This is a genomic window from Kribbella sp. DT2 (assembly GCF_049844575.1).
In the GTDB taxonomy this organism is placed as follows: domain Bacteria; phylum Actinomycetota; class Actinomycetes; order Propionibacteriales; family Kribbellaceae; genus Kribbella.
On record NZ_JBNCLH010000001.1, the window covers coordinates 867,415 to 889,286 of the forward strand.

General features: G+C 69.3%; 20 protein-coding genes. 10 read left to right on the forward strand and 10 right to left on the reverse strand.

Annotated features, from left to right (window positions below; all coding sequences use genetic code 11):
- The first annotated feature begins 123 nt into the window (after positions 1-123).
- The 8 genes from ACLQ2O_RS04165 (at position 124) to ACLQ2O_RS04200 (ending at position 7,987) form a co-directional block, all read left to right on the forward strand.
- A complete protein-coding gene (locus ACLQ2O_RS04165) occupies positions 124-642 on the forward strand; it encodes a flavin reductase family protein (RefSeq protein WP_425827324.1) in 519 nt (172 codons plus the stop codon).
- Positions 643-672: 30 nt separating this feature from the next.
- The gene (locus tag ACLQ2O_RS04170; protein WP_425827326.1) at positions 673-1,704 is read left to right on the forward strand and encodes a zinc-dependent alcohol dehydrogenase family protein; all 1,032 of its coding nucleotides are present in this window, start codon (positions 673-675) and stop codon (positions 1,702-1,704) included.
- A 139-nt stretch (positions 1,705-1,843) separates the two neighbouring features.
- Positions 1,844-3,109: an ABC transporter substrate-binding protein gene (locus tag ACLQ2O_RS04175; RefSeq protein WP_425827328.1), complete on the forward strand. Its 1,266-nt coding sequence runs from the start codon at positions 1,844-1,846 to the stop codon at positions 3,107-3,109.
- A 47-nt stretch (positions 3,110-3,156) separates the two neighbouring features.
- Positions 3,157-4,056, forward strand: a complete 900-nt coding sequence (locus ACLQ2O_RS04180; RefSeq protein WP_184800267.1) for a carbohydrate ABC transporter permease — start codon at positions 3,157-3,159, stop codon at positions 4,054-4,056.
- Entirely contained in the window at positions 4,053-4,958 is a 906-nt protein-coding gene (locus ACLQ2O_RS04185; RefSeq protein ID WP_425827331.1) for a carbohydrate ABC transporter permease, read from the forward strand. Before ACLQ2O_RS04180 ends, ACLQ2O_RS04185 begins: the two co-directional genes overlap by 4 nt.
- Positions 4,959-5,094: 136 nt before the next feature.
- Positions 5,095-6,729 (forward strand): hypothetical protein, encoded by a 1,635-nt coding sequence (locus ACLQ2O_RS04190; RefSeq protein WP_425827333.1) that lies wholly within the window; start codon positions 5,095-5,097, stop codon positions 6,727-6,729.
- 136 nt (positions 6,730-6,865) lie between these two features.
- Positions 6,866-7,387, forward strand: a complete 522-nt coding sequence (locus ACLQ2O_RS04195) for a hypothetical protein (RefSeq protein WP_425827335.1) — start codon at positions 6,866-6,868, stop codon at positions 7,385-7,387.
- 159 nt (positions 7,388-7,546) lie between these two features.
- On the forward strand, positions 7,547-7,987 hold the full coding sequence (locus tag ACLQ2O_RS04200) for a hypothetical protein (RefSeq protein WP_425827337.1): 441 nt from the start codon (positions 7,547-7,549) through the stop codon (positions 7,985-7,987).
- Positions 7,988-8,138: 151 nt separating this feature from the next.
- On the opposite strand, the gene ACLQ2O_RS04205 is transcribed toward ACLQ2O_RS04200, so the two are convergent.
- Entirely contained in the window at positions 8,139-8,630 is a 492-nt protein-coding gene (locus tag ACLQ2O_RS04205) for an MFS transporter (RefSeq protein ID WP_425827338.1), read from the reverse strand.
- A gap of 285 nt (positions 8,631-8,915) precedes the next feature.
- Here ACLQ2O_RS04205 and ACLQ2O_RS04210 point away from each other — a divergent pair, with 285 nt between their 5' ends.
- Positions 8,916-10,697 carry an NHL domain-containing thioredoxin family protein gene (locus ACLQ2O_RS04210; RefSeq protein WP_425827340.1) on the forward strand — a complete coding sequence of 594 codons (1,782 nt, stop codon included), beginning with the start codon at positions 8,916-8,918 and terminating at the stop codon, positions 10,695-10,697.
- 219 nt (positions 10,698-10,916) lie between these two features.
- Here the strand turns inward: ACLQ2O_RS04210 and ACLQ2O_RS04215 are convergent, their stop codons facing one another.
- From ACLQ2O_RS04215 to ACLQ2O_RS04255, 9 genes are all read right to left on the reverse strand, one after another.
- On the reverse strand, positions 10,917-11,165 hold the full coding sequence (locus ACLQ2O_RS04215; protein WP_425827342.1) for a DUF6458 family protein: 249 nt from the start codon (positions 11,163-11,165) through the stop codon (positions 10,917-10,919).
- A 119-nt stretch (positions 11,166-11,284) separates the two neighbouring features.
- The gene (locus tag ACLQ2O_RS04220) at positions 11,285-12,061 is read right to left on the reverse strand and encodes a DUF4097 family beta strand repeat-containing protein (RefSeq protein WP_425827344.1); all 777 of its coding nucleotides are present in this window, start codon (positions 12,059-12,061) and stop codon (positions 11,285-11,287) included.
- Between the two features lie 134 nt (positions 12,062-12,195).
- Positions 12,196-13,452 (reverse strand): hypothetical protein, encoded by a 1,257-nt coding sequence (locus tag ACLQ2O_RS04225; protein WP_425827346.1) that lies wholly within the window; start codon positions 13,450-13,452, stop codon positions 12,196-12,198.
- Entirely contained in the window at positions 13,449-14,120 is a 672-nt protein-coding gene (locus ACLQ2O_RS04230) for a hypothetical protein (protein ID WP_425827348.1), read from the reverse strand. The genes ACLQ2O_RS04225 and ACLQ2O_RS04230 overlap by 4 nt, the downstream gene beginning before the upstream one ends.
- Positions 14,117-15,400, reverse strand: a complete 1,284-nt coding sequence (locus tag ACLQ2O_RS04235; RefSeq protein WP_425827350.1) for a hypothetical protein — start codon at positions 15,398-15,400, stop codon at positions 14,117-14,119. The genes ACLQ2O_RS04230 and ACLQ2O_RS04235 overlap by 4 nt, the downstream gene beginning before the upstream one ends.
- A gap of 192 nt (positions 15,401-15,592) precedes the next feature.
- The gene (locus tag ACLQ2O_RS04240) at positions 15,593-17,452 is read right to left on the reverse strand and encodes an acyl-CoA dehydrogenase (protein WP_425827352.1); all 1,860 of its coding nucleotides are present in this window, start codon (positions 17,450-17,452) and stop codon (positions 15,593-15,595) included.
- A gap of 134 nt (positions 17,453-17,586) precedes the next feature.
- Positions 17,587-18,492 (reverse strand): endo-beta-N-acetylglucosaminidase H, encoded by a 906-nt coding sequence (locus tag ACLQ2O_RS04245; protein ID WP_425827354.1) that lies wholly within the window; start codon positions 18,490-18,492, stop codon positions 17,587-17,589.
- A 102-nt stretch (positions 18,493-18,594) separates the two neighbouring features.
- Positions 18,595-19,923 (reverse strand): hypothetical protein, encoded by a 1,329-nt coding sequence (locus ACLQ2O_RS04250; RefSeq protein ID WP_425827356.1) that lies wholly within the window; start codon positions 19,921-19,923, stop codon positions 18,595-18,597.
- Positions 19,920-20,420 carry a SigE family RNA polymerase sigma factor gene (locus ACLQ2O_RS04255; RefSeq protein WP_425827358.1) on the reverse strand — a complete coding sequence of 167 codons (501 nt, stop codon included), beginning with the start codon at positions 20,418-20,420 and terminating at the stop codon, positions 19,920-19,922. The genes ACLQ2O_RS04250 and ACLQ2O_RS04255 overlap by 4 nt, the downstream gene beginning before the upstream one ends.
- Positions 20,421-20,569: 149 nt before the next feature.
- On the opposite strand from ACLQ2O_RS04255, the gene ACLQ2O_RS04260 reads away from it, so the two are divergent.
- The gene (locus ACLQ2O_RS04260; protein WP_425827360.1) at positions 20,570-21,871 is read left to right on the forward strand and encodes an MFS transporter; all 1,302 of its coding nucleotides are present in this window, start codon (positions 20,570-20,572) and stop codon (positions 21,869-21,871) included.
- The last annotated feature ends 1 nt before the right edge of the window (position 21,872 follow it).

The following is a 21,872-nucleotide window of genomic DNA, read 5'->3' on the forward strand; positions in this document are numbered from 1 at the left end:
GCGGGTTTTGGGGCTTTGTCTCCCGCTCTTCCCTCGTCGGTCGGTCGCTGCGCTCCCTCCCTCCTCAGTCCAGAGCGGGAGGCCCCAAAACCTGGGGGGACTCCGAGTTTTCGAGGAGGCCCCGTGACCATTCACGGGGACCATCCGTTCCTGCCTGCGGAGAGTGACCGGAGCCCGGTTCGGCGCTTTCGCGGGCGACTGGCCTCGCCGGTTGGTCTGTGGACCAGCGAGTACGAGGGGAAGCGCGCCGGGCTGACGGTCTCCTCGATGGTTGTCGGCGACGGCGACCCCGGGGTCGTGGTCGGGCTGATCGATCCCGACTCCGACCTCTGGGAAACGTTGCGTCAGGCAAAGACCGCGGTGGTCGGGCTGCTCGGCGGACCGCACCAGCAGCTCGCGGACGCCTTCGGGTACGTGGCTCCCGCGCCCGGCGGACCGTTCCGCATGCTCGAGTGGATCGAGACATCGTGGGGTCCGGCGCCGGTCGGGGTCAGCACCTGGGCCGGCTGCCGGCTGGTGACCGAGGACCCTCCGGAAGCCGGCTGGTCGCTGCAGGTCCAGCTCGCGATCGAGCACGTCGAGCTGCTCGCCGACGACGTACCGCCCCTGGTCCACCGGCGCGGCCGCTACACCGTCATCTGAAGTTTCAACCATCAGGCTTATGCTGCGGGCATGCGAGCCACCACGATCCATGCCCCGTTCGATGTTCGGCTCAGCGAAGTGCCGGACCCGGTGATCGTCGACCCGACCGACGCGGTGGTCAAGATCGTCGCCGGCTGCATCTGTGGCTCCGACCTGTGGTCGTACCGGGGCGAGAACAAGATCAAGCCGGGCAGCCGGATCGGGCACGAGTACGTCGGCATCGTCCAGGAGGTCGGCGCCGACGTCCGGACCGTGAAGCCGGGCGACTTCGTCGTCACCCCGTTCGTGGCCAGCGACGGCACCTGCCCCAACTGCCTGGCCGGGTACCAGTCCGTGTGCCAGAACATCGTCGGGATCGGCAGCGACCGCGCCGACGGCGGCCAGGGCGAGTACGCGAAGGTCCCGCACGCCGACGGCACGCTGGTCGCGACACCCGGCGTACCGGACGACTCGTTGATCCCGTCGCTGCTGACGCTGTCCGACGTGATGGGTACCGGCTGGCACGCGGCCCGGTCGGCGCGGGTGAAGGCCGGCGACACCGTCGTGGTGGTCGGCGACGGCGCGGTCGGGCTGTGCGGCGTACTGGCTGCTGTGCGGATGGGTGCCGAGAAAGTTGTTGCCTTGTCGCGGCATGAATCGCGGCAGAAACTCGCCACGTCCTTCGGGGCCACACACATCGTCGCCGAGCGCGGTGACGACGCGAAGAACGCCGTGCTGGAGCTGACCGACGGAGTCGGCGCGGACGCCGTACTGGAGTGTGTCGGGACGGACCAGTCGTTCAAGACCGCGTTCGACATCGCGCGAGCGGGCGCGACGGTCGGTTTCGTCGGCGTACCGCATGGCGTGGAGGTCCCGATCCGGAAGATGTTCAGCAAGAACGTCGGGCTGGCCGGCGGGGTCGCGCCGGTGCGCGCCTACCTGCCGGAACTGATGGCCGCCGTCCTCGCGGGTGAGATCGAACCGGGACGCGTGTTCGACCAGCAGCTGCCGCTGGCCGAGGTCGCCGAGGGCTACCTTGCGATGCACGAGCGGCGCGCGATCAAGACCCTGTTGTGGCCCTGATCGACAAATCCACACAAAAGGTGTCACATGTGCACAACGTGCTGGGGTAGAGCGTTGACACCTCCGGACGCTGGTGCCCAGAGTTGGCCCGTCAAGGGGCCCTCCACGAACTGATCGGAGAACGAAAATGCGTGGTGGTTTGAGCAAGACCATCGCGGTGCTGGGTGCCGCGGGTCTTCTCGCGGTCAGTGCCTGCGGGAACAGCGACGACGGCGGCAGTGGGGACGCGTCGGCGAGCAAGGACGTCACCGTCTTCACCTGGTGGGCCGACGGTGGCGAGAAGGCCGGTCTGGACGGCCTGGTCTCGACGTTCGCCACCGAATGCAAGGACTACAAGTTCGTGAACTCGGCCGTCGCCGGTGGCGCGGGCTCGAACGCCAAGCAGGTGCTGGCGAACGACCTGGCCGCGGGCAAGCCGCCGGCGACCTTCCAGGCGCACGCCGGCGCGGAGCTGGGCGATTACATCAAGAACGCCCAGGTCGACGACGTCAGCGATCTCTACAAGGAGTTCGGTCTGGACAAGGCCTTCCCGCAGAGCCTGATCGACAACCTGACCGTCGACGGCAAGATCTACTCGGTGCCGGCCAACGTCCACCGCGCCAACGTCGTGTGGACCAGCCCGGCGGTGCTGAAGAAGGCGAACCTCGACGCCACCAAGGCCCCGGCCTCGGTCGACGCCTGGATCGCCGACATGGAGAAGCTGAAGGCGGCCGGGGTCAAGGCTCCGCTGGCCACCTCCAAGGGCTTCGCCGAGGAGATGGTGATGGAGGTCGTGCTGCTCGCCGAGCTCGGCCCGGACAAGTTCACCGGCCTGTGGAACGGTCAGACCGACATGGCCGGCGCCGACGTCACCGCCGCGCTGGAGAAGTTCAAGAAGATCCTGTCGTTCAGCAACGCCGACCGCGAGGCGATCGACTGGCCGGACGCGCTGCAGTACGTGAACAAGGGCCAGGCGGCGTACACGGTGATGGGTGACTGGGTCGCCGCGCAGCAGCTCGCCGACAAGGTCCCGGACTCGGCGTACACCTACTGGCCGGCTCCCGGTACGGCGGGCAACTTCCAGTACCTGGCCGACTCCTTCACGCTGCCGACCAACGGGCAGACCCCCGAGGGCGCGAAGTGCTGGCTGAAGGTCGTCGGTTCGGCCGCCGGTCAGAAGGCCTTCAACACCAAGAAGGGCTCGATCCCGGCGCGTTCCGACGCCGTCGTGACCGACTACCCGAAGTACCAGCAGGCCGCGATGGCCGACTGGAAGGCGAACAAGATCGTCCCGTCCTGCGCCCACGGTGCCGCGTGCACGCTCGGCCAGAACGACTCGATCCTGTCGGCGATGGGCCAGTTCAGCAGCGGCATGGACGTCGGTGTGCTGCAGAAGGCACTCGTCGCGGCCGCCAAGCCGAACTGACCTAGCTCTCTCCACCGGCCGACCAACGATTCGGAGTCCTGAGTCTCATGCACGGAAGGATCCGTACCTGGGGTCCGGGGGCACTGGTACTGCTGCCCACGGTCCTGCTGCTCGGGTACTTCGTCTACGGGCTGATCGCCTGGACGTTCAACACGTCGCTGACGGACAAGCACAACGCCCGGCCGGTGCCGACGAACCACGTCGGTTTCGAGAACTACGTCAACCTGTTCGGTGAGGAACGGTTCCTCAACTCGCTGAAGAACCTCGGCGTGCTCACGGTGGCGTTCATCGTGGGCACGCTGATCTTCGGCCTGCTCTGGGCGCTGCTGCTGGAGAAGGGAGTCCCGGGCGAAGGCATCTTCCGCTCGGTCTTCCTGTTCCCGATGGCGGTGTCGATGATCGCGTCCGGCGTCGTCTGGGGCTGGTTGCTGAACCCGTCCCAGGGCGACGACGCGCGCGGCCTGAACCGGCTGTTCTCGATCCTGCACCTGAACTTCCTCGAGAACCCCTGGTGGACCGCGGGATCACGCTGGACCACGATGGCCTCGATCGCGCTGCCGGCGGTCTGGCAGCTGTCCGGCTACATCATGGCGCTGTTCCTGGCCGGCTTCCGGGGTATCCCGCCGGAGCTGCGCGAGGCGGCCCGGGTCGACGGCGCGTCGGAGTTCAAGCTCTACCGGTACGTGCTGTTCCCGCAACTGTCGCCGATCGCGCTGTCCGCGCTGATCATCCTCGGCCACATGTCGCTGAAGCTGTTCGACCTGATCTACGCGATCACCGGGCCGAACCAGTTCCGCACGGAAGTGCCGTCGGTCTACATGTGGAACACCCTGCTCCGCAGCGACATGGCGAAGGCGGCCGCGATCGCGATCGTGCTGCTGGCCGTCGTCGCTGTCCTCGTCATCCCGTACGTCGCGTACACCGTCCGGCAGGAGAGCGAAGAATGAGCGTCGTCGACGCCAGTCAGGCGACCGGCAAGGCGGCCGCGGCGGTCGCCAACAAGCCGCGGCGCAACGCGGTCAGCGACGGCTCGACCCGCAAGAGCCGGACCGTGCGCTACCTCCTGCTGCTGCTCTTCCTGCTGTTCGTGCTGACGCCCGTGTACGTCGTGGTGATCACCAGCTTCAAGACCTCGCAGGACACCACCGCCGCGGCGCAGTGGTCGCTGCCGGAGACCTGGACGCTCGAGCCCTGGCGCAAGGCCTGGGACGTGCTGCAGCCGTACATGGTCCGCTCGCTGTCGCTCGCCGTACCGGCCGCGATCATCGCGTCGCTGATCGGCTCCGCGAACGGGTTCGTACTGGCCCGGTGGCGCTTCCCCGGGGCGAACCTGGTGTTCGCGTTCATCCTGTTCGGCATGTTCATCCCGTACCAGGCCGTGATGCTGCCGCTGCGGCAGACCTACCAGGACCTGGACGTCACCCGGGGCATCCCGACGCTGCTGATCACCCATGTCATCTACGGCATCCCGATCTGCACGCTGATCTTCCGCAACTACTACGCGACCGTCGTCCCGATGGAGATCATCGAGTCGGCCCGGGTCGACGGCGCCGGACTGATCCAGACCTACGCGCGGATCATCCTGCCGATCTCGATCTCCGGGTTCGTGGTCACGCTGATCTGGCAGTTCACCTCGGTCTGGAACGACTTCCTGTTCGCGCTGTTCCTGACCCAGCAGAACAACGGGCCGGTGACGCTCGGGCTCGCGGCGCTGTCGGGCGGGCAGAAGGTCGACTACGCGGCCTCGATGGCCGGCGCGCTGATCACGTCGTTCCCGACGCTGCTGGTCTACATCGTGCTCGGCCGCTGGTTCATCGGCGGGCTGATGGCCGGTGCGCTGAAGGGCTGAGCTTCCTTTTCGCGGCCCGTGGTTCCCTCGGGAGCCACGGGCCGTAGTACTTACGTGACGGCGTGTCGTAAAGGTTGTCCACAGGACTCGCGCAGCACCCTGCGGCCGGGTGCGCTTCGGCGGTAATCTCGCCAAGGTGACCAAGTCACGAGACCGGGACGGACGCGGCAGCCACCTGCGGCTGGTCGGCTCCACTCCCGGACCGAATCCCCCGCCCCCGGCGGGTGTCGACGACGCCGACACCACGCCGAGCGTCGCTGTGCTGGACACCCTGCAGGAGACCTTGCTGCTCGACCTGGCCGCGGCGCCGCCCGCCCTGCACCCGGTGATCGCCGAAGCCTCGGTGGCCCGGTCCGCCGCCTTGCTCGCCGACCAGCTCTGGCCGGCCGGGCGCCCCGACGAGATCGGCGAGGTCGAACGCTACTTCTGGGCCGACGCCGCCCGCGTCCTCGGTGAACGCCGGGACGTGGATTCCTTTGTCCTGCTGACGAGTCTGGCCCGCACGGTCGGCCCGGCGGGCAGGCTGCCGCTGCAGCGTGCGCACCTGTCCCGCGGGCGGACGCAGGACGACGTGCCCGACTGGGTGTCCCGGATCGCGGGCTTCCGGCTGACCAGCGCGATCGTCTCCGAGGACGTGACCGGCGACGGGCTCAGCGTCGTACTGGACTACGACGACGAACGGCACCCGCACACACTGGTGGTCTTCGTCGACAACAACCTGGGCGCGATCGCCAAGGACGTCTTCGTCGGCCCGCCGGTCGACCGCGTCGTCGAGGCCTACCAGCGCGGCGGGCGGGTCACCGTGCGCACGGTCCGCCCGGCGACGGCCGCGGGCATCATCCTGCAGGCGATCGGCCAGACCCGCGACCACGACGAACCGCCCGTCACCGAGGACTTCGAGTTCTTCTCCGGGCTGCTGGTCAACCGGCTCACGCAGCTGCCCGAACGCCCGGTCCGCCCACCGATCCGGGCCTCGTTGTCGCCGCGCCAGCGCGAGCAGCTGGTGGAGGAGTTCCTGGACTCGCCGTACGCCGCGAGCCTGCCGGGCGACGCCGCCGACATCGCCCGCCTGTGGATCGACCACGCCGTCGACCGCACCGTGGGCGGGCCGCTGCGCGTCAGCGCCGTACTGGTCGAGCTCTTCCTCGCCAACTGGCTGCCGCAGAAGGTCCTTGCCGACAGCACCTACTTCGGTCACGTCCCGCTCGTCGTGAAGGCCTGGCTCCAGTTCGCAGGCGACCGGACCCAGCTCGAGCTGGACGCCGTCGAGGAGGCCGTCGACGCGGTCGACGTCTGGACCCCGGCCCTGGAGGCCGCGGCCCTCGACGAGCCCATCGGCTCCGTCTCCGGCGAACGAGTCTTCCTCGACGAAACCAGCACCGACCTCGACGAGGCCTACCGCACCCTGTCGGGCCTGGGCTCCCCGCCTCGCCCGGACCTCGACGGCCTGGACAAGTCCCAGGCCGCCACGCTCTCCGTCCTGGCCCCCCACGCCTGGCTCCTGGCCGGCGAGACCCTCGGCATCGCCTACGCCACCGACGCCTTCGAAATCGCCGAACGCCTGGTCCGAGAAGCCCCCGACCTCCTCACCAAGGCCCGCCTCTCCACCTGGCCGAGAGCAATCGTCTGGCACCTCGCCCACCACCACCGCCTGGTAGGCCCCGGCGAGCCCCTCACCCCCCACTCCCTGGCCGCGGACCTGGCCTCGTCAGCCCCCACCCTCCGAAAAACCACCAAGCTCCTGACCGACACCCTCGTCCTCCCCAGGTAAACCAAAGGGCAAGGCAAAAGGAACCAAGCAAAGAGAAGAAGGAAAGCCAAAGAAGTAAGGCAAAGAACAAAGACACAAGAAAAATTAGAGTAGGTGCTGCCTGGCTGGGCGCCGCTGTCCAGTTGAGGCCGCCAGTATGGCGGCCCTCATGGCGGCGGGACCTGCGGTGCCAGCTCCGGGCCGGAACGACCTGAAGGCTCGTCGTGGGATTCTGCGCGTTGGCCGGCCATCCTTCTCGATAGGCGGCCAGTCGTCGGAGGCCGCCGAGATCGGGCGCTTCGAATCCGTCGATCACCAGTCCGGTACCGCCGACCGTGCCGAAGGTCCTGACCGGTGTCGTCGAGAGGTCGAGAACCCAGGCGATTCCGCTGTGGTTGGTGACGGCAAAGCTGGCGAACAGGTGATTGGTGACGTCTGTCTCAAGCTCGACCAGCCCGAATCCAGGCGAGAACGCTTCCTTGGTGTCTATGCTCGCCTCGCCGTGGAGGGTTGCTCCGACTCTGCTCCAGAGGTGGTCTCCGAACAGCGCGACGACAACGGCGACGGCAAGCCCCATCAGCGCGAGCTTGTTCCCGTCGCGAAACCACGGGGCAGCCGTCGCGGTGTTCGCCTTCGGATCCGGCGGGACAACCGTGGTCCCGGCTTGGGACGGCCGTGACTTGGCTTGCCGTCGACGCCGGGATCGATCGACACCGCGACATTCTGTCACTGGATGTGTTTGGTCGAGCGCACGGGACAACCGAGGGTGAGCCGCCAGAGGGCGACGCGTCCGGACCTGCTGACGGGGTAGCGGAGGCTGATGTGGAACGCTGCGGGTATGGAAGCAGTCAGCACGTTGGCGGTTGGTGTTGAGCTTCAGCTTGTCCCGACGGGGGAGGGCGGCCGGGAGTCGGCGCTCAAGGGCGGCTGCGCACCCGGGGACCGTTTCACCTACCGACCGAACTGGGGAATGCCCGCCTGGGGTGCCGGCGAGCAGACGGCAGGCCCGGTCCTGGGCTTCTCGGCGGTGGACATCCAGCCCGGCGAGACCGCCCGCGCGGTCCTGGTCCCGACGATCCCCGACCACCTACCCGCGTGGCGCGCGGTCGGCCCGGGCGAGATCCTCCGGATGTACGAGGGCCCGCGCGTCTGCGGCTTCGGAACAGTCGTCTGGGTAGAACCAGCCAGCTGGCCGATGCCGCCGTACGAGCAGGACCAGTTCACCGCCTGGCTGAAAGGCGAAACCGGCCCAGGCGTCCGCCGCTTCGGCCAGAGCTGACTAGTTGGAGTCGGCGGCAGCGTTGGCCGACTGCGGATCGGCGCCCGGGCGGGGCATGGTTCGGACTGCTGGACTGAGGTGCATCACGACCGTCAGTACGGCGGTCAGCGTGGCGAAAGGGTCGCGTTCGCCGGCGTGGCCACGAAGAACATCAAGGCGAGGCGATCGCGATGGTGAGCCCGGCGAAGATCGCGTTGAAGCCGACCGCGCACGCCAGCGTCACCCGCAAGAACGGCGACGAGGCAACAAACCGCAGACCGATGGTGATGTCCCGCCAGAGCGCACGGAAGCGCCCGGGCTTTCCGCTGCCGTCCTCCGGTGCGCGTTCGGTCCGGAGCGGGTTGCGGACCAGCGCGGTCAGACCGGCACCGACGAAGGACGAGACGGCGTCCGCGAAGACCGGTACGGCGACGCTCACGCCGTACAACCATCCACCCAGCGGCTGCCCGACCAGCCCGGCGAGATGCCCGCGAGCCGAGTCCTGCGCCAGTGCCTGCGGCAACTGCTCAGGCGGTACGACGTGCCGAATCGCCACCGTCTGCGCCGAGTCGAAGACCGCGCCGAACGCGGAGCCGACCACCGCCGCCGCGATCAACTGCGCGAGGGTGACCTCCCCGGTGAGGATCACGACCGTGGAACCCATGTCACCCCAAGGTCGGTCGTCCGACCACCGTAGGTGGGTCCTCCTCGCGGAACGCAACCACTCTGCTACCGGCAGACACCCCCGAAGACCCGAGCAGGTGATGACTGACGCGTTGTTCGATGACTGGCGCGTTGTCGGGCGGCTGCTGCGATGTACCGCGCCAGGCGTCGGACAAGGGACCAGTCATCGGTGGATCCACGCAGTGCGTGGGGAGAAGCCTGGCGGACGGTGCCCACGGACCGAGCCCCCGCGGGTGGTGGTTGGGGTGGGGCGGATGATGGAGGCATGCATGTGCGCGCGCCGGAGCTCAAGGGTCGGGGATGGTTGAACACCGGGGGGTCGGAGCTTCGGCTTGCGGACTTTCGGGGGCGGTTCTTGCTGCTGGACTTCTGGACGTTCTGTTGTGTCAACTGCCTGCACGTGCTCGACGAGTTGCGGCCGTTGGAGGAGAAGTACGGGGACGCCCTGGTGATCGTTGGGGTGCACTCGCCGAAGTTCGCGCATGAGGGGGAAGAGGCGGCCGTGAAGGCGGCTGTTGCGCGGTACGAGGTGGGACACCCGGTGCTGGACGACCCGGAGCTGGTGACCTGGCAGAACTACACGGCGCGGGCCTGGCCGACGCTGGTGCTCGTTGATCCCGACGGGTACATCGTCGCGCAGTACTCGGGGGAGGGGCATGCGCACGCGCTCGACGCGCTGCTCGAGGAGCTGATCGCCGAGCACGAGGACAAGGGGACGCTGACGCGCGGCAAGTCGCCGTACGTGGCGCCGGTGGCGGAGCCGACCGAGCTGCGGTTCCCGGCCAAGGTGATTGCGAAGGGCAACGGGTTCCTGGTGGCGGACGCCGGGAACCACAGTGTGGCCGAGCTGGCGGCGGACGCACAGACCGTCGTACGGCGGTTCGGGAGCAAGACCAGGGGATTCGAGGACGGCGCCTCCGAGACCGCGCAGTTCTCGGAGCCCAACGGCCTCACTCTGCTCCCAGATGAGGTCGCGAAGACGGTCGGGTATGACGTGGTCGTGGCCGACACCGTGAACCACGCGCTGCGCGGGATCGACCTGGCGACCGGCGAGACCCGGACGCTCGTCGGGACCGGCAAGCAGTGGATGGACGGCGACGGGACCGACGTACTGAGTTCGCCGTGGGACGTGGCGTGGTGGGAGGGCAAGGTCTGGATCGCGATGGCGGGCGTTCACCAACTGTGGACGTTCGACCCGCTGACCGCGGTGACCGAGGTAGCCGCCGGTACGACGAACGAAGGCCTGCGGGACGGCGCGCTGAAGGAAGCCTGGTTCGCGCAGACGAGCGGGCTGGCGGCGGACGGGGACCGGCTGTGGCTGGCGGACTCGGAGATCTCCGCGCTGCGGTGGGTCGACGACGAGGTGCACACGGCGGTCGGCACGGGACTGTTCGACTTCGGGCTGCGCGACGGGAAGGCCGAGGAAGCGTTGCTGCAGCATCCGCTCGGCGTGACCGCGCTGCCGGACGGGTCGGTCGCCGTGCTCGACACCTACAACGGCGCCGTACGCCGGTACGACGTACGCCAGAACCTCGTCGAGACGATGGCGACCGGGCTGGCCGAGCCCAGCGGGGCCGTTGTCGTGGGCAACGAACTGCTCGTGGTGGAGTCTTCGGCGCACCGGTTGACGCGGGTACCGCTGGGCGCGTCCGCGCAGGTGGACGAGTTCAGCACGCGGACCCAGCGGCCGCCGATGGAGATCGCCGGGGGTGAGATGACGCTGGAGGTGGTGTTCACGCCGCCGCCGGGTCAGAAGCTGGACGATCGGTACGGGCCGTCGACGCGGTTGCTGATCTCGTCGACGCCGGAGAACCTGCTGCGCGAGGGGGCCGGTGACGGGACGGACCTTGCGCGGCGGTTGGTGATCGACGAGCGGGTTGGGGACGGGGTGCTGCATGTTGCTGTGCAGGCTGCTTCTTGTGATGACTCGTCGGCTGTTGAGTTCCCTGCTTGCCATATGCACCGGCAGGACTGGGGTGTGCCGGTCGTTGTCACGGCGGATGGCTCGGGGCGGTTGGAGCTCGTGCTCTCGGGTGCCAGCAGCTGACTACAGGTCGGCGACCATGCGGCCGGGCACGAGGCCTGTGGCCGGCCGCCGCAGCGGCCGGGAAACAGCTAGGTGCAGAGCCCAGTCAGCTGTGGGCTTCGTTCCGCGGCTGGATCGTGTTCGTGGCGCTGTGGACCTCGCTGGGCATGCGCGAGCGGCCGGTCGGAGCGCCCACCTGAGCGTTCTGCGACCGGCCGCTGGAACTGGTCCTGCCGCGCCCTACTCCTTGACGTCGCGGTGGTGCTCTTCGACGACTCGGTACTCCTCCTCGACCGCGGGGTCGAGGGACTCGTTCGGGACGCGCCGGCGTCGGTTGGTGATGTAGAAGCTCAGAACGATTCCGAGTGCTCCGGCGAGCAGGAAGATGTAGCCGACGACGGTCAGGTCGACCGCGTCCCAGGAGTCGCGGACGGCGAACGCGAGGATCGCGCCCACCACCATCAGGAAGATCCCCACACCGATGCTCATCCGAGCCTCCTCGTGAAGTCGTTCGACACCTTCGAAGCTACTCCGGCCTTCGGACGGAATCCATCAACAAAGGGTGTCGATCACGCCACTTGCGAAGGCCAGGTACCCGGCCGCAAACCTCAGGACCCGTGGGCCGTGAGCTCGACGTCGCCGGAGACGGTCTTCGCGCGGATGGTGTGGTCGGCCTGCAGCGCGTCGCCGAGGCCGTTCTCGACCTCGCCGCTGCGGGTGCCGGTCTCGACCCGGTAGGCACCGCTCGGCGCGTTCACCTCGATGTCGCCGCTGGTGACGTCGGCGGTCACGTCGTTCGCCTCGGCCAGGTCGAGGGTCAGGTCGCCGGACGTCGTCCGGACGTTCACCGCGCCGCCCTTGAGCCCGCTCGCCTCGATGTCGCCCGAAGTGGCCTGTACGTCGAGCCGCCCGCTGAGCCGGTCGACCTTCACGTCCCCCGACGTCAGGTCCAGCTTCACGTCACCCGTGACGTCCGACAGCTCGAGCTCGCCCGAACGCGACTTCAGATCCACCGCGCCGGTCCCGCTGAGCCGCAGGTCGCCGCTGCCGTTGTCGCCGGTGACCTTCGTCCCGCGCGGCACGGTCACCACGTAGTCGGCCCGGCACTGCCAGCCGCAGTTGCCGTCGAGCTTCAGCGTGTCCCCGTCGACCGAGTATCCGTCGGCGCGCTTCCGCAGCCAGTACTGGCGCTTCACCTGCACGGTCGTCTCCGACCCGTCGCCGACCTTCACGGTGATGTCGGAGTTCGCCGAGTCCAGCCGGACGGTGGAGATCCGCTCGCTCACCTCGGAGGTGTCGTCGGCCTGCTTGTCACCCCACGTCCAGACGGCCAGGCCGATCCCGGTCACCAGCAGCAGCGCACCGACCTGCTTGACGTTTGCCATCGTCCGTCCAATCCTCGTCCCGCGCCGAACCGTCGTGACGACAGTAGGTCCGTACGACGGCCCGCAGGATCAGGCGCCGACCCCCAGCAACCCCTGAACACCTCCTCAGGGACCGCTCAGGACAGCCCGCAGAATCAGGGTTTGTGCTGACCCCGCATCACCGCGGCCGGCAGGTCGTCGGTCAGGTTCCCGAAGAACGTCCGCGCCCACAGGTCGTCCCCGTGCCAGTACGGCCCGTCGTCGCCGGGCAGCGACTTCGGCGCGGTCCCGGACTTCAGCGCCCGCCGGCACTCCGCGCACAGCGGCAGCGCCACCGTCGTACCGTCGCTCTCGACCTGCGTCGGGCGCCCGGAAGCCCTGCCGTGCAAGGGGTTGAACGCACACAACCCCGGTACGACGACCACCTTGCGGTCCTGCGAGATCGCGACCGCCTGGTCGTACTCGCGCCGGGCCTGGTCGAGCAGCACCATCGCGCCGACCAAGTCGACCAGGTCCTGCGAGGAGTCCAGCACCTTCCCGGCCGCGTGGTGCGCGTCCAGCGCAGCCTGCTGGTGTGCCAGCCCCTGACCAGCCGTCGACGGCAGTGCGGCGAGCTCCGACCCGAGCGTGGTCAGCTCGGCCGTCGTCTCCCGGGTCAGCCGGCGACGCCGCTCGGCAGCGACGGTCTGCGCGACGTGCGGCGGAATGCTGAACGCCTTCTCCCGCCGTCCCGGCCGACGCCCCCGCAACCCGATCACCAGCCCGAGCACCACCAGCGCCGCGATCGACGCGATCACGATCAGGAACACCGTCGCGCCGTTGGAGTCGTCGGAGTCCTCGTCATCGTCATCGTCGGTCCGCGACGACACCGGCGGCCGCACCGGCTTCTTGGTGTCGACCGGCCCGAGGGCCGGCCCGGCCAGCAGTTCGTAGAACTTGGCGACCGTCTCGGTCGGCCCGGCGTCGTACCCGGTGTCCTCCAGCGCGTGCTCCCGCGCGTTGTTCAGCTGGTCGTTGTCCTCGGTGAACTGCGGCAGGTCCTTCGCCTTGAAGTACGGGAACCGCCCGCCGCCTTCCACCACGACGTACAGGCCGGGCTTCTTCAGCGCGTCCATCACCAGCGTGAGGACGTTGGTCTCCTTGCCCTGGAACGCGTCGCTCGTGGTCAGCGGCAGGATGATCGTGTACGTCGCGAAGCCGAGCGCCGACGCCTTCGTCCGCAGATCGGCCCGCAGGTTCTCCGGCAGGCCGCCCTGGTACGCCGGGTCGATGTACACCGGGTCCTTGGTCAGCGCGGTCGCGATCTCACGCGCCCGCTCGGCCGGTGTCTGGGTGGTCCGGGCTCCCGCCGGTACGGCGGCCAGCGAGAGCACCACCGCCACGACTGCCGTCAACGCGTACCTGGCCTTCACGACCGTCCTCCACCTCGTCGGGCGACCAGAGCCGCCATTCCCAGTACCAGCCCGGCCAGCAGCGCGCCGCCCATCAGACCGAGCATCGCGCCGCCCAGGCCGTTCGAGATCGCCTTGCCCACGGTGAACTTCTCCGGCGGGTAGGTCCGGTCCTCCCGCGGCGGCAGCGGCGTCGTCCGGGCGGGCTCGGCCTCGTACCGGTCGCTCGTCCTGATGCCGTCGAGGTACTCGCTGAGCTGTGCCGCCGGATCCTTGGCCGACTTCCCGTAGACGCGTCCCGGCCCGGACGCCTTGATCAGGTGGTCGACCCCGTAGGTGATGCTGTCGTCGACCACCAGGTACATCCCGGGCTTGCCGTTCGCGACCGCCATCCAGCCGGCCAGCAGCGCGGTGTCCCCCTTCTCCTGGAACCACGACCCGGTCGGTACGACGGCCACGTACACCGGCACCGGCGCGGTGGCGATCCGGGCCAGCATCTTCTCGACCTGGGCCGCACCGACCTCCTCGGCGTACTGGGGATCGACGTACACCGGCTGCTCCTTCCAGCCCGTCACGGCCGCGCTGACCCGGGGATCGGCCGGCACGCTCCAGGCGTTCACGGGCAGGCCTACAGCCAGTGCGGCGACGGCGAGCAGCAGGAGGCCCGCCCGGCGCGACAGCGACGTCATCGGACACCCCCGTAGACCCGCTCGACCCGCTCGGTCAGGTCGTCCGACAGCGCACCGAAGCCCGTCGCCACCATCGGGTTCTCCGGGTCGAGCGTCCAGTACGGCTCCGCGGCCCGGACGCCGCTGAGCAACCCGTTCCCCGGCGTCACGCGCAGCCCGTACGGCGTCTCGCCGTCGCTGACCGTCTCCGCGCAGGTCCGGCAGGCAGGCACGTCGGTGTCGTCCGACCAGGACGCCGTACTGGTGCCGGACGGGTGGGTCGGGTCGAAGAAGCACGGCCGCAGCAGGTCGTTGCCGCTAGCAACTTGATGGGCCTGGCGGGCGAGCACGAACGCGCCGGCCAGCGCGAGCACGTCGTCCGGCTCGGCCTTGCGCAGGGTCCGGGCGGCGTCCAGCCGGAGCCGGGCGTCGTCGCGCTGGTCGAGCTGTGCGCGGGTCAGGTCCGGCCGCTTCTCCAGGCTCCGCAGGGCGCGGTTGGCTTTGGGGATCCAGCGATCGGCCTGGGACCGAACGCGCTTCAGGTTGATCTCGGCGACCGGCGGGGATTGTTTGACCGCGGCGCGACCCGGCTTGCCCTTGCCGGTGGAGCGCGCGGCCTTCCCACGCCCGGTAACGCGCCCGCGCCGGCGCAGCACCAGGATCAGCACGAGCAGGAAGCCGATCAGACCGCCGATGCCCATCCCGACGAAGACCGACCGGTCCTCCTTGTCGGTGGTCGACGGGCCCTTCCGCGGTACGTACGGCTCCTCCAGATCGTCCTTCGGGATCTCCGGGAGCGCGCGGCCGTCGTACGCCGTCGCGGCCTGCTGGATCGTGCGGACGATCTTCGGCGCCGGGCGGGTGTTGACGATGTCGTTGTCGTGCTCGTCGTCCAGCTGCACGCTGGTCAGGTCGCGGCCCTTCAGCCCGGCCGGCCGGAACAGCTCCTGACTGCCGCTCCAGTAGTCGTCCGAAACGGTCCAGACCAGGTAGAGGCCCGGCTGACCGACCCGTGCCTGGAGCAGCGTCGGCAGGTCGAAGTAGATCTCGCGCACGGACGGTGTCCGCGGCAGCAGCGCGACGTACACCTGCAGGCCGGAGGCTGTCGAGGCGGTCCGGATCCGGTCCAGCTCGGCCTTCGGGAAGGCCGGTCGCAGCGCCGGGTCGACGAAGATCCGGTCCGTACGCCAGGCAGCGGCGATCTGGTCCGAGAGGTCGGGCGGGGCGGCGTGCGCGGGGCCGGCCGGGAGGAACGCCAGGACGGCGAGCAGCACGGCCAGGACGCGGAGACGGGCGGACATCGCGCTCACCTTACGACGACGGGATGCCTTCACGCCTGCACTGACGTGAACCGGCGCCTTCCGGTTCCGAGAGACGGCGGCCCTGGCGGGGACAGGGGAGACCGAGCCAGGGACGCCAATCACTCAGGGCGAAAACGTTGCTACACAACGGCGGCGCCCACCAGGGCAGATCAGGATCTGCCCTGGGGCACCTCAGAAAGCGGTCTCGGGCAGGTCCATCACGTCGAGGTCGGTCAGCTCGGCCTTGATCCGCTCGGCGCGCACGGTCGGCATCGTGGACCGGACGAACCACTGCGCCGCGGCGACCTTGCCGGTGTAGAAGTCCTGGTCGGCCGGGGACAGCTCCCCGCCGAGGCGCTCGAGCGCGACCTCGGCCTGCCGCAGCATCAGCCAGGAGCAGACCACGTCGCCGAGCACGTAGAGCAGCCGCGAGGTGTTCAGGCCGACCTTGTAGATGTTGCGCGGGTCGCCGTTCTCGGCCTGCGGGTTGCTCGCCATCAACGCCTGGCCCATCACGCCGAGGATCTTGTTGGTGTCCTCGAGGCCCTTGGCCAGCAGGCCGCGCTCCTCCTTGAGGCGGCCGTTGCCGGCCTCGGAGGCGACGAAGCCCTGGATCTGCTCTGCCAGGTGACCGAGCGCCTGGCCCTGGTCCTTGATGATCTTGCGGAAGAACAGGTCCTGGCCCTGGATCGCGGTGGTGCCCTCGTACAGGGTGTCGATCTTGGCGTCCCGGACGTACTGCTCGATCGGGTAGTCCTGCAGGAAGCCGGAGCCGCCGAAGGTCTGCAGCGACTCGGTGCCGAGCAGCGTCCACGACTTCTCCGAGCCGTAGCCCTTGACCAGCGGTAGCAGCAGGTCGTTGACCCGCTCGGCCAGTTCGTCGTGCTCCCCGGCGTACCGGGCCTGCTCGGCGCGGTCCTGGTACGTCGCCGTGAACAGCACCAGCGCGCGCAGCGCCTCGGCGTACGACTTCTGCGTCAGCAGCGAACGCCGTACGTCGGGGTGGTGGGTGATGGTGACCCGCGGCGCGGTCTTCGCGGCGTTGGTCAGGTCGGCGCCCTGGACCCGCTCCTTGGCGTACTCGAGCGCGTTCAGGTAGCCGGTCGACAGGGTCGCGATGGCCTTGGTGCCGACCATCATCCGGGCGTACTCGATGACCTGGAACATCTGCGCGATGCCGTTGTGCACCTCGCCGAGCAGGTAGCCCTTGGCCGGGGTGTTCTCGCCGAAGGTGATCTCGCAGGTGGTGGAGACCTTGATGCCCATCTTCTTCTCGACGTTCGTCACGAAGGCGCCGTTGCGCTCCCCGGTCAGCTCGCCGGTCTCCAGGTCGAAGTCGTACTTCGGTACGACGAACAGGCTCAGCCCCTTCGTCCCCGGACCGCCGGCACCGTCGACGCCCTGCGGACGGGCCAGCACCAGGTGCACGATGTTCTCGGTCATGTCGTGCTCGCCCGAGGTGATGAACCGCTTGACGCCCTCGATGTGCCAGGTGCCGTCGTCCTGCAGCGTCGCCTTGGACCGCCCCGCGCCGACGTCGGAGCCGGCGTCCGGCTCGGTCAGCACCATCGTCGCGCCCCAGCCGCGGTCGATCATGTGCTGCGCGATCAACTTGTCGCGGTCGGTGCCGTTACGCCACAGCACGTGGGCGAAGTTCGGTCCGGCGGCGTAGATGTGGACGGCGGGGTTGGCGCCGAGCACCATCTCGGCCGCGGCCCAGCGCAGCGAGGGCGGGGTCGGCTGGCCGCCCAGCTCCGGCGGGAGCTCGAGGCGCCACCACTCAGCGTCCATGTAGGCGTGGAAGCTCTTGGCGAACGACTCCGGCATCCGGACCTCGTGGGTCGCGGGGTCGTAGACCGGCGGGTTGCGGTCGGAGTCCTCGAAGGACGCGGCCAGCTCGTTCTTGGCCAGCCGGTCGACCTGGGCCAGCACGTCCCGGGCGGTGTCGACGTCCATCTCGGCGTACGGGCCCTGCCCGAGCACGTCGCCGCGGCCCAGCACCTCGAGCAGGTTGAACTCGATGTCGCGCAGATTCGACTTGTAGTGGCTCACAGGGGTTCCCCTTAACCTCTTCGCTTCACTTTACCCACGAGTAACTTCGAGTATATACCCGCCGGTAACGAAGGCAAAGCGACATCGGCCACCAGGCAGAGTCCCTGGTGGCCGATGGGGGTGGTGCGGAGCTGTTACGGCGTGTAGACCGTGTTGCTGCCGTAGAGCGGGTTGGTGAAGCCGGAGATGTAGCTGCTGGCGTCGCCGGCGCCGAGGTCGTAGGTGAGGAAGACGCCGTAGCCCTCGTTCTTGGTGCGGGTCGCCAGGCTGGCGGCGTTGGACGAGGCGTTGATCTGGACGGCGGCCGGGGAGAGCTTGGACTTCGCGCTCGGGCCGCGCGGCACCGACCACGTGCCGTAGTACGGGTTCCAGGCGTAGTTGAAGGTCTCGGCGACGCTCTGGCCGTTGTAGCTCAGGCGGGCGGCGGCGGGGCCGATGTCGTACAGGGTGATCAGCTTGTTCGGCAGCTTCTGGCGCAGCGCCTGGACCAGGTAGACGAACGAGCCGGCGTTCGGCTGCGGAGTGCCGTTGACGCCGTAGTCGGCGTACTCGTCGTCGAAGTCGATGCCGTCCAGCCCGTAGCGGTTGACCGCGTCGGCCAGCTCCTGGGCGAAGGCGTTCGCGGCGGCCTGCGACGGGAAGTTGGCGAAGCCGGCGCCCTGGTGGTTGCCGAGGACCGACAGCAGGACCTTGATCCCCTTCTGCTGCAGGGGTCTGACCTCGGTCGCGACGTTGTCGAGCACGCGCTGCACGTTCTCGTTGAAGTGCAGGTACGCCTTCGAGCCGTCGTAGTTGATGTTCGCCGCGAAGATGACGGCGACGTCGAAGACCTGGGCGCCGCCTCCTGCGAGCGTGTACTTGCCGACGTTCAGCATGCTGTTGTTGTTGACCTCGACGTAGGCGACCGAGACCGGGCCGGCCTTCGCGCGCGGCTTGCACTCCGCGGCCGAGGCGGTCAGCGGTACGCCGGTCGCGACCGCGGCGCCGGTCGCCGCGACCAGTGACAGCAGGGTCCTGCGGCGCATGAGCTCGTCCTTCATCTCTACCTCTTTCAGGGCGGGTACGGAGGGAGATAAACCGGTATAGCTCCCCGATCATCAGGCGCCGTGCGGGCTGTGTCAAGGCATGCGCGGAGGGTGAGCTCAGTGCAGCGGGACGACCTGCTGATCGCCGTTCAGCCGGACCCGGACCTGGACGGCCGCCGCAGGGACGAGCAGGGCGTTCGTCCGCAGGCCCTTCCAGCTCCCGCCGGACAGGCGGTAGTCGAGCTGCGCACCGCGCGACGCGACCGCCCAGCCCTGGCCGTCGGGAAGCTTCACCTTGACCGGGAGGTCCGACATGCGGTCCGGCTCGCCGCCGGGAACGACGGTCAGGCGGCCGCCGGGACGGGTCAGGATGGCGTAGCTCCGGGTCGGGTCGCGGTCGAGGGCCATCTCGCCCAGGATCAGGCGGGAGCCGTTCGGCGTGACGCCGTACGCGGCCCAGGTAGAGGTCGCGAACGAGTAGGCGTCCTGGTCGCGGACCTTGCCGGTGGCCGCGGCGAAGACCTGGTGGGCCGCGGTGCGCAGGTCGCCGCCCGCGGCGGTCATCGGCCAGCTCTCCTTGTCCTTGCCGGGCCAGAGGCGGTGCTCGGGGATGCGTTCGCCGTCCACCGTGCCGGTGCCCATCAGCGCCAGCGGGACAGAGCCCGGTGCGAGCTGCTTGACCCGTACGGCGTCCGGGTCCGTCCCGGCGGGCAGCATCGTGATGCTGACCCCGTCCTTGAACGTCAGCGGGTCGTACCGGTGGCGGCTGGTCCCGTCCGCCAGGTAGTCGCGCCTGGTCGACAGGCCGGTCGGCGTACCGTCGTCGATCACCACGAGTGTGCGGTGCGCGGCATCGCCGACCATCAGGCCGCCGATCGCGCCGATGCCCGGGCCGGCCTCCTTGATCAGCGTCGGCCGGCCGTCCGCGCCGTCGGCGAAGAAGCCGAGCATCGTGTGGCGGGTGCCTTCGCTCCTGGGCGGGAGGTCCCCTGGGTGGGCCAGGTACCCCCGCTGGGCGATGATCGCGGCCCGGCCGCCCGGAGTCCGGCCGGCCCAGGCGACGTGCGGCTCGCTGCCGCGGAGGTCGACGTGGACGGGCTCGCCGGTCGGGCCGGTGTAGGCCTTCCAGGCGGCAAGGATCTCGCTGAGGTACTGGCGGTCACCGGCCAGGTCGCCTCGGGTCGGGCCTGTGGTCAGCTGGGCGTACGGCTCCGCACGGGACGGCGTGGCAGCGACCTCCGGCCGGTCAGCACGCAGTACGCCGGGCGCCGTGATCGCGACGCCGGCGACCAGCACGGCCGCGAGTGCCGTGGTCGCGAGCGCGCCGAGCTGTCGCCTCCGGAGCCGCCGTGAGCCGCCCGCGCGGACGCGGTCGAGCAGGTCGGTGGGAGCCTCGACGTCCGCGACGCCCGCTGTGAGGCGCTCCCTGAGATCGGTCTCGCTCATCGCAGTCCCTCCAGGATCGCGGGTTCGGTGGCCTCGCGGAGCTTCTTCAGAGCCCGGGACGTCTGGCTCTTGACCGTGCCGACGCTGCAGCCGAGCGCCTCCGCGGTCTGCAGCTCGGTCAGGTCCTCGTAGTAGCGCAGGACCACGACTGCGCGCTGCCGCGGCGGCAGCTCCTGCAACGCGGTGAGCAGCTGGTCGCGTACGGCGTACTGGTCGGTGCTGTCCGGCGTCGGGATCTCGTAGCCCTCGGCCAGGGCGGTCTCCGGCTTGCGGCTCCTACGGCGCCAGCGGTTCGCGACGAGGTTGGTGAGCGTACGGCGGGCGTACGGCTCCGGTGCGCCCCTGATCCAGCGCCAGCGCACGTAGACGCGCTCGAACATCTCCTGGACCAGGTCCTCGGCCGCCTGCCGGTCACCGGTCAGCAGTACCGCCGTGCGCAGCAGCCTGGTCGAGCTGCCGCGGACGAACTCGTCGAAGTCGGTACCGCGGGTGGCCATCGGGTCCCTTCCGGCTGGGTTGCCCGCTATGACACCGTAGGGCCGCCGAAGGTTGCTCCGGGGGCGAGCTCGCGGCGAGGGAAGTAATAGACGAAGATGGGCAGTACTGAGGGAGGAAACTTACCGGGGGTCGAGCGGGAGAGGACCCGATGAGCAGCTCAGCAGGGACGCCGGCGGTCGACGGACGGCGGCACCGCCGGTCGTTGGTGGCCGGGACGGTCGGCAACTTCGTCGAGTGGTACGAGTTCGGCGCGTACGGCTTCTTCGCCACCGTGATCGCGGCGAACTTCTTCAGCAGCACCTCGACCAGCGACGCGGAGAGTCTGATCAAGACCTACGCCTCGTTCGCGCTGGCGTTCTTCTTCCGGCCGATCGGTGCCGCGATCTTCGGCCGGGTCGGCGACCGGATCGGGCGGCGGCCGACGCTGATCCTGGTCCTGCTGCTGATGACGCTGTCGACCACGCTGATCGGCCTGCTGCCGACGTACGCGACGGTCGGGGCGGCGGCGCCCTGGTTGCTCACGCTGGTCCGCGCCCTGCAAGGGCTGTCGGCCGGTGGTGAGTTCGGCGGCGCGGTCGCGATCATGACCGAGTTCGCCCCGCGGAACAAGCGTGGCCTGTACGGCGCTTGGCAGTCGCTGACCGTCGCTCTCGGGCTGCTGGTCGGAGCCGGGCTGGCGGCGATCCTGGCGACCGTGTTGAGCGAGGAGGCGTTGCAGGACTGGGGCTGGCGGGTGCCGTTCCTCCTCGCGTTGCCGTTGGGGCTGGTGGCGTTGCTCCTGCGGCTTCGGCTGGAAGAGACGCCGAACTTCGCGCGGGTGCAGGAGGCCCCGGAGCGGGAGCCGGCCGGGAAGGGTGAGGTCGCGAAGGCGATTGCCCTGGGCATCGGCCGGTTGATGGGGTGGTCGGCGGCCGGGTACACGTTCCTGGTGGTGATGCCGTCGTACCTGCAGTCGACGCTCAACGCGACGTTCCAGCAGGCACTGGTCGCGACCGTGCTGGCGAACCTCGGGTTCGCGCTGTCGATCATGCCCGCGGGATGGATCAGCGATCGCATCGGCCGGCGGCCGGTGATGGTGACCGGGGCGGCGCTGGTCGTCGTACTGGCGTTCCCGTTGATGAATCTCCTGCAGGACAAGGACTCGTCGAACGCCGCGAAGGGGATCGCGGTGTTCCTCGCGGGGCTCGTGGTCGGGCTGATGGCCGGGCCGGGACCGGCGATGTTGTCGGAGATGTTCACCACCCGGGCGCGCTACACCGGGCTCGGGCTGGCGTACTCGTTGTCGAACGCGGTCTTCTCCGGGTGCGCCGGGCTGATCATCACCGAGCTGATCAAGCGGACGAAGAACATCGACATCCCCGCCTGGTACGTGATGATCACGTGCGCGATCAGCGTGGTCGCGCTGCTGACGTTGCGCGGGGACGACCACCGGCGAGAGTTGCGGGACTGAG

Excerpts from the sequence above, each read along its gene's own strand:
- ACLQ2O_RS04170 (WP_425827326.1), top strand. The coding sequence starts at position 673 with ATGCGAGCCACCACGATCCATGCCCCGTTCGATGTTCGGCTCAGCGAA.
- ACLQ2O_RS04180 (WP_184800267.1), top strand. The coding sequence starts at position 3,157 with ATGCACGGAAGGATCCGTACCTGGGGTCCGGGGGCACTGGTACTGCTG.
- ACLQ2O_RS04185 (WP_425827331.1), top strand. The coding sequence starts at position 4,053 with ATGAGCGTCGTCGACGCCAGTCAGGCGACCGGCAAGGCGGCCGCGGCG.
- ACLQ2O_RS04195 (WP_425827335.1), top strand. The coding sequence starts at position 6,866 with ATGGCGGCCCTCATGGCGGCGGGACCTGCGGTGCCAGCTCCGGGCCGG.
- ACLQ2O_RS04200 (WP_425827337.1), top strand. The coding sequence starts at position 7,547 with ATGGAAGCAGTCAGCACGTTGGCGGTTGGTGTTGAGCTTCAGCTTGTC.
- ACLQ2O_RS04205 (WP_425827338.1), bottom strand. The coding sequence starts at position 8,630 with ATGGGTTCCACGGTCGTGATCCTCACCGGGGAGGTCACCCTCGCGCAG.
- ACLQ2O_RS04210 (WP_425827340.1), top strand. The coding sequence starts at position 8,916 with ATGCATGTGCGCGCGCCGGAGCTCAAGGGTCGGGGATGGTTGAACACC.
- ACLQ2O_RS04215 (WP_425827342.1), bottom strand. The coding sequence starts at position 11,165 with ATGAGCATCGGTGTGGGGATCTTCCTGATGGTGGTGGGCGCGATCCTC.
- ACLQ2O_RS04220 (WP_425827344.1), bottom strand. The coding sequence starts at position 12,061 with ATGGCAAACGTCAAGCAGGTCGGTGCGCTGCTGCTGGTGACCGGGATC.
- ACLQ2O_RS04230 (WP_425827348.1), bottom strand. The coding sequence starts at position 14,120 with ATGACGTCGCTGTCGCGCCGGGCGGGCCTCCTGCTGCTCGCCGTCGCC.
- ACLQ2O_RS04235 (WP_425827350.1), bottom strand. The coding sequence starts at position 15,400 with ATGTCCGCCCGTCTCCGCGTCCTGGCCGTGCTGCTCGCCGTCCTGGCG.
- ACLQ2O_RS04245 (WP_425827354.1), bottom strand. The coding sequence starts at position 18,492 with ATGAAGGACGAGCTCATGCGCCGCAGGACCCTGCTGTCACTGGTCGCG.
- ACLQ2O_RS04250 (WP_425827356.1), bottom strand. The coding sequence starts at position 19,923 with ATGAGCGAGACCGATCTCAGGGAGCGCCTCACAGCGGGCGTCGCGGAC.
- ACLQ2O_RS04255 (WP_425827358.1), bottom strand. The coding sequence starts at position 20,420 with ATGGCCACCCGCGGTACCGACTTCGACGAGTTCGTCCGCGGCAGCTCG.
- ACLQ2O_RS04260 (WP_425827360.1), top strand. The coding sequence starts at position 20,570 with ATGAGCAGCTCAGCAGGGACGCCGGCGGTCGACGGACGGCGGCACCGC.